This window comes from Algoriphagus sp. (genome assembly GCF_024642405.1).
Classification (GTDB): domain Bacteria; phylum Bacteroidota; class Bacteroidia; order Cytophagales; family Cyclobacteriaceae; genus Algoriphagus.
The window spans coordinates 1-5,964 of the sequence record NZ_JAHEBC010000236.1; the positions used below are offsets into that span (position 1 = coordinate 1).

Annotated in this window: 6 protein-coding genes and 1 pseudogene; 2 read left to right on the plus strand and 5 right to left on the minus strand. The window is 37.0% G+C overall.

What is annotated here, in order from left to right:
* The 4 genes and pseudogenes from Q0L68_RS14980 to Q0L68_RS14995 form a co-directional block, all read right to left on the minus strand.
* Positions 1–978, minus strand: a pseudogene (locus tag Q0L68_RS14980) (protein translocase subunit SecDF); the annotation flags it as partial.
* A gap of 92 nt (positions 979–1,070) precedes the next feature.
* Positions 1,071–1,436 (minus strand): hypothetical protein, encoded by a 366-nt coding sequence (locus Q0L68_RS14985; RefSeq protein WP_296704804.1) that lies wholly within the window; start codon positions 1,434–1,436, stop codon positions 1,071–1,073.
* A 52-nt stretch (positions 1,437–1,488) separates the two neighbouring features.
* Entirely contained in the window at positions 1,489–2,109 is a 621-nt protein-coding gene (udk, locus tag Q0L68_RS14990; RefSeq protein WP_296704806.1) for a uridine kinase, read from the minus strand.
* A gap of 37 nt (positions 2,110–2,146) precedes the next feature.
* The gene (locus Q0L68_RS14995) at positions 2,147–2,722 is read right to left on the minus strand and encodes a non-canonical purine NTP diphosphatase (protein WP_296704809.1); all 576 of its coding nucleotides are present in this window, start codon (positions 2,720–2,722) and stop codon (positions 2,147–2,149) included.
* Positions 2,723–2,862: 140 nt separating this feature from the next.
* Between Q0L68_RS14995 and Q0L68_RS15000 the strand changes: the two genes are divergently transcribed.
* Both Q0L68_RS15000 and Q0L68_RS15005 read left to right on the plus strand, forming a co-directional pair.
* Positions 2,863–3,426, plus strand: a complete 564-nt coding sequence (locus Q0L68_RS15000) for a TIGR00730 family Rossman fold protein (protein WP_296704811.1) — start codon at positions 2,863–2,865, stop codon at positions 3,424–3,426.
* Positions 3,427–3,532: 106 nt separating this feature from the next.
* Positions 3,533–4,036, plus strand: a complete 504-nt coding sequence (locus Q0L68_RS15005) for a hypothetical protein (protein WP_296704813.1) — start codon at positions 3,533–3,535, stop codon at positions 4,034–4,036.
* Between the two features lie 184 nt (positions 4,037–4,220).
* Here the strand turns inward: Q0L68_RS15005 and gndA are convergent, their stop codons facing one another.
* Positions 4,221–5,633, minus strand: coding sequence for an NADP-dependent phosphogluconate dehydrogenase (gene gndA / locus Q0L68_RS15010; RefSeq protein WP_296704815.1), 1,413 nt, complete (start codon positions 5,631–5,633; stop codon positions 4,221–4,223).
* Positions 5,634–5,964 lie beyond the last annotated feature (331 nt).

The window sequence follows — 5,964 nt, forward strand, 5'->3', positions numbered from 1 at the left end:
TACAGTATCTCTTACATCGTAAACCAATCCGTAATTTGCCTTAAGCAAACTGAAAATAGGCGAAGTTCCGGCATTAGGATTCATAGGATCGATTTGATCCAATTGTGCCTCCAATGCATTTCTTAAAGAATCTTCAGGGGACAAATTTTCTGTAGAAACAGAATCAGAAGCTGCTGCTGGAGAAGCTTTTTGATCAGCAAGATATGCCGTATTGATAGCTTCTAAAGATCCTCCAAACTCATTCACTTCTGCAACTTCCCAGAATTGAAGTTTGGCAACTCCTTGCAATAAGTTTCTTACACGCTCCTGATTGTCTACTCCAGGAAGTTCGATTTGAATTCGGCCTGAACCTTGAATTCTTTGAATATTTGGTTGGGAAGTACCGAATCTATCGATACGTGTTCTTAAGATATTGAAAGAACGATCAATTGCATTTTCTATCTCAGTATCAATGATATCAAGAATTTCTGCATCTGAAGTTTCAAGTGAAATTCTCCCTCTGTTCGCTGCAGTAGCGAAAATTGAACTTAGATTTTTATCCGGGCTATTCGTTTGCCAAGCTGAATAAAAAAGATCAACAAACTTTTCGTCTGATATTTTTGCAACTTCTTTTGCCTCGTCTACTGACTTGTTAAAAGCTACATCTTTTGGATTACCCGCGATTCCCTTCACAATTTCTACAGGAGAAACCGCCAAAGTTACGTGCATTCCACCCTGAAGATCCAGACCAAGACCCAGTTCTGTCTCTTTTACTTCTTGATAAGTATAGTCAGCGCCTAGAAAATTATAAACTGGCTCTCTCCAAACAGAGTCGAGATAAGCTCTTCTCAAGGCAAAATCAACATTACCGGAAGCATCTGTCGCATAAGCTTCTGCCTTTTGTTGAACGTTATTTGAAACAAATGTGAATGACAAATAGTACAGGCAAAGCGCTGTAACAATCACTGTCAATAACACAATGACACCTTTATTTTGCATAAGGATTAGGTATTAATTATTAGAATTATAAATACAGATTTGATTTGTTCCTAGAAATAAGGAACCGAAGAATGAGGTAACAAGAATTAATTTCAGGGACCTTTGGTCGAGATTATCCGTTCAAAGAGGATTTCGACGAGTTGGTTAGGATGAGGTAAAGTACTAACCTCAATATGAAAACCTGGGTTGCTTTCCTGCTCGATCTGATAGATCAAATACAAAACAGTATGCGAAACATGTACTACAAATGGAACGACCGCATCTACTGCGCCATTCAAAAAAGTTTGGTTCTGATCCTGATCTGGCTGATTATCTTGCTGTTCTTGCGAAATAATATTTGAAGACTCAGGAATATATTCAACACTTGATATAAACAAACAAAATAGCAAAGCCAGCATCACCGTGATGCGCTGTTGGAATAATTTGCTATTTCGATTTCTTTCTTTCATGCCGCGCAAATATAGGTAATATTTGAAATTCAACCGAATTAGTCTGGTTTTTTTGAAAATGTCACTTTCCAGACCTCGCTCTGAGATAGCTTCTAATGACTTCCAAAGCTTTATCAAAATTATGATTGTTAGGGACAATCAAATCTGCTTCATTTTTAAAAGGCTTTATATACTTTTCATATGTTGGCATCACATGCATTTCATAACGATATAAAACATCGTCCAGATCATATCCTCGCTCTACTTTATCGCGGATTATTCTACGTTTTAGCTTGATATGGTCTTTGGCATCAATAAAAATCTTAAGATCAAGCAAATCAGCTAATTCAGGATAATAAAGCACAAAAATACCCTCAACAACCACTACTGGGGCAGCATGGAAAGTCAAAATTTTTGGAGTCTTTGAGGCATTATTAAATGTATATTCTTCTCTCTGAACAGATTCACCGGCCTGAATTTTTCGTATATCAGATGCATATTCTTCAAAATCTATGCTATGAGGTGTATCAAAATTATGAATCCCTTGAGAGTCTATTGGCTGAAGATGTCTTGGTTTATAATAATTATCCTGAGAAATTAAGCAAACTTCACCTTTTTCAAAAGTGCTTAATAATTTCTCCAAAAAAAGGGTTTTTCCTGAGGCAGAACCTCCCGTTATCCCAACGATGAATGGCTTTTTCATAAGCTAAAGTTAGAGTTTTTTATACCCTTTCTCAGAATTATACTTGGTTCAAAAAATCGATCAATGCTCTTACAGCCTTTCCTCGATGGCTTATTTCATTTTTTTTCTCTAGACTTAATTCGGCAAATGACTTTGAAAATCCTGTTGGTCGAAAAATAGGGTCATAACCAAAGCCTCCTGTTCCAGTTCTTTCTTTTAGAATTTCTCCCTCAGCTACACCTTCAAATTTATATTTATCATCTCCTATCAATAGAGCTATCACTGTTTTAAATCTAGCTTTCCTAATTGATGAGTTTTCGAGTTTTTTGAGAAGTAAATCAATATTCCTTTCATCACTTCGAGGCTCACCTGCGTATCGGCCAGAATAAACACCTGGTTCTCCTTCTAAGGCGTCTACCTCCAAACCGGTATCGTCTGCAAAACATTCCACATTAAAATGTTCCTTAACGTATTGCGCTTTTTGGAAAGCATTATGTTCTAGCGTGTCACCAGTTTCGGGGAGTTCTTCTTTGCATCCAATTTCTTCCAGAGATAAAATCTCAATCTCTTTTCCAAGAGCAGCTTTAACTTCCCTTATTTTGTTCTTATTGTTGGTTGCAAAGCAAATCTTCATAAATCAAAAATAGAATATCCGAAGAGAATTTCATTCATTATTCTTCGTGATTTCATACCGAGAATTTTGAAAACCTCTTTCATTTTGCGAATTAATAGTTGAAAACCTTAATTTTCGGAATTATCATTTTATTCGATTAGATGAAAAAAATCACTGTTTATTGCGGATCTAGGAAAGGTGAAAGTCCCATTTATGAATCTGCCGTAAGGGCTTTGGCCTTGGAAATGATCAAAAGAGACTATTCTCTGGTTTACGGTGCTGGAAGAGTCGGGCTCATGGGAGTCATTGCTGATGAAATGCTCCAAGCTGGAAAAGAGGTGATAGGGATCATCCCTCAAAAATTGGTAGACCGGGAAGTAGCCCACAATGGCTGCACTGATTTGGTGATTGTGGAGACCATGCGCGACAGGAAATGGCTAATGGCGGAGCAAGGAGACGGTTTTATTGCTATGCCGGGAGGGATTGGTACTTTGGAAGAGCTTTTCGAAATCATGACTTTAAATCAGCTGCATTACATTCAAAAACCACTTGCCCTTTATAACGTCAATGGATATTATGACAAATTGGTTGGTTTCTTGAATCATGCCATGGACCAAGGATTTCTTTATGGAGAGCAAGAACAAATGTTGATTATTTCGGATGATCCCGTTGAGATATTGGATAAACTTGCTGCATATCAGCCTAAAGGCAACGCAGATTGGTAAGAAGCCCTAACCCTTCGATTTTAAAGAGAAATAAAATTTTATAAAAAGTTATTTAAAATCATCCTAAAAAGATAATTTCTTATTTTTGCGCAGCAACAGTATAAAGATGATTCAAAAACTTTTTCCACTTGATAAAAATTACATCCTCCGCCAAGCTCAATCAGAGCTGGAAGAAGCAATGATTGATAGAATGGTTTTTGAGTTAAAACGCTCTTATACTTTTTTATACAATCCACTGAGGCTTTTAGACCAAACTTTTATTCAGATTCTGGATACCTTTGACTTTCCCCGTGAAAGAGTTCGAATGATCTATAGGCAGCTTTGTGGAATTTATCGGTACAAGCACGGGGATAATCAGTTAGAAATGCTTTTTGATGGCCGAACACATCTTGACAAATTCAAAGAAGATTGGTCTGAGGCCTTAATTTCTCATGTTCAGGAGCTGGGAATTTATGAGCAATATGTGAAAACTATGCTTCGAATGACTTTGCTCTATGATACTGAAACTCGAGCAGAGTGGGCAGAGAATCATTGTAAAGCTTTTATCAACCAACATTTTGAACTGAAAGTGGTCAAAAGACAAGGCGAGCTTCGACTTAAGGTTGGTTAACTCTGGTCTTTCTTACATCTTTATCCTATAGATTTTTAGAAAAATTTAGTTAGAGGTGTTTTTGACTTCAACCAATGTTTCTGACTTTCTCTATACACAAAAACTCGCCAATATCTTACCGAGCTTTTATGTTACTGATTACTGAGACTGAGCACAGCATACTTTGACTGTCCACAGCCAACTCCTATTTCCCCCATTCTGTATGAAAAATCCCCTCTCGATCAATTCGCTCATAGGTATGAGATCCGAAATGATCCCGTTGCGCTTGGATTAAATTAAGAGGAAGCCTACCAGATGTATAGGCATCGAAGTAACTCAAAGCTGAAGAAAGGCCAGGAACAGGAATTCCGTTTTTCGCAGCGAAAGCAACTACTTCGCGAACTGCGGGTAAAGTATTCTGAACTTTCGGTACAAATGAAGGTGAAAGCAGTAAGTTGGGAACAGAGTTATCAGCCGTATAAGCCTCAGCAATATCAGCCAATAATCCAGCTCGAATGATACATCCAGCTCTCCAGATCTTCGCAATCGTTGACATGTCTAAATCATAGCCGTAATCTTTAGATGCGTACATCAGCTGATGCAATCCTTGAGCATAGGCAATAATAAAAGCAAAATATAAGGCTTGTTCTGCCTGAGTGATTAATTCCTCTTTTGAAATGTGAGCTACTTCTGGACGAGAATATAATTCGTCAGCAAGTACTCGCTCTTCCTTTAAAGCAGAAATCTCACGCATACTGACCGCCATATCTATGGTAGGAACTGGAATACCTAAATCCATTGCATTTTGAGAAGTCCATTTACCGGTTCCTTTTTGCTTGGCTTTATCTAAGATCATATCCACCAGTTCAGCAGAAGTTAACTCATCCTTTTGAGTAAAAATCTCAGCTGTTATTTCGACTAAAAATGACTGTAGACGTCCCTCATTCCATTTGGAGTAAACTTTGTGCAATTCTTCATTACTTAATCCACAAGATTTTTTAAGTAAATCATAGATCTCCGAAGTCAGTTGCATCATGGCATATTCTATCCCATTATGCACCATTTTCACATAATTACCTGCCGATTTTGGACCCAGGTAAGCCACACATGGTTCGCCTTTATATTTGGCAGAAACTGCTTCGAAAATAGGCTTTACATGGGCATAGGCTTCTTTATCACCTCCAGGCATAATGCTAGGCCCTTTTCTGGCACCTTCCGCTCCACCAGAAACTCCTGAACCGAAGAAGTGAATTCCTTTCTCTTTTAAATAAGCTTCTCTTCTATCAGTATCTGTAAAAAATGAATTTCCTCCATCAATTATAATATCTCCTTTTTCCAAGTGGGGGATGAGACTTTCAATCGCTTGATCTACAATTTTTCCTGCTGGAACTAAAAGCATGATTTTTCTTGGCGTGTTTAATGCCTGAACAAAAATATTGATATCTGTAGATGCGCTGACTTTATTAAGATTTCCGCCTTCTGTCTTTAAAGCCTCTACTTTTTCGCTATCTAAATCATAGCCAAAAGCCTTAAAATTATTATCAGCCACATTCAATATAAAATTCCGACCCATTACTCCTAGACCTACCAAGCCAAAATCGTAGTCTTTATAATCCATTTTCTAGTTCTATTGTGCTTAAAATTATCAAGGCAATCATTTTAAATCTTATACTGATTAAAATAAATAAGCCTTAATTTTGCGATTGCATGACAAAATTAAATTAAAGTGGCAATTGTTTACTTTTTTATCCCAATCAATTAACCCAGTTCTTAAGAAATTACAATTACAAAATGCTTAGTTGGAAGGATTTTGAGAAATTATTTGAAGGGGTCACTAAAATGAACCTGTTTCCTTTCAATTTACTTTTGTGTTCTAGGAATTAAAATAAATTTGAAATAAGTGCCGAAAATATAAACCGACATATGAAAAAAACCTTAAATCAGATGCT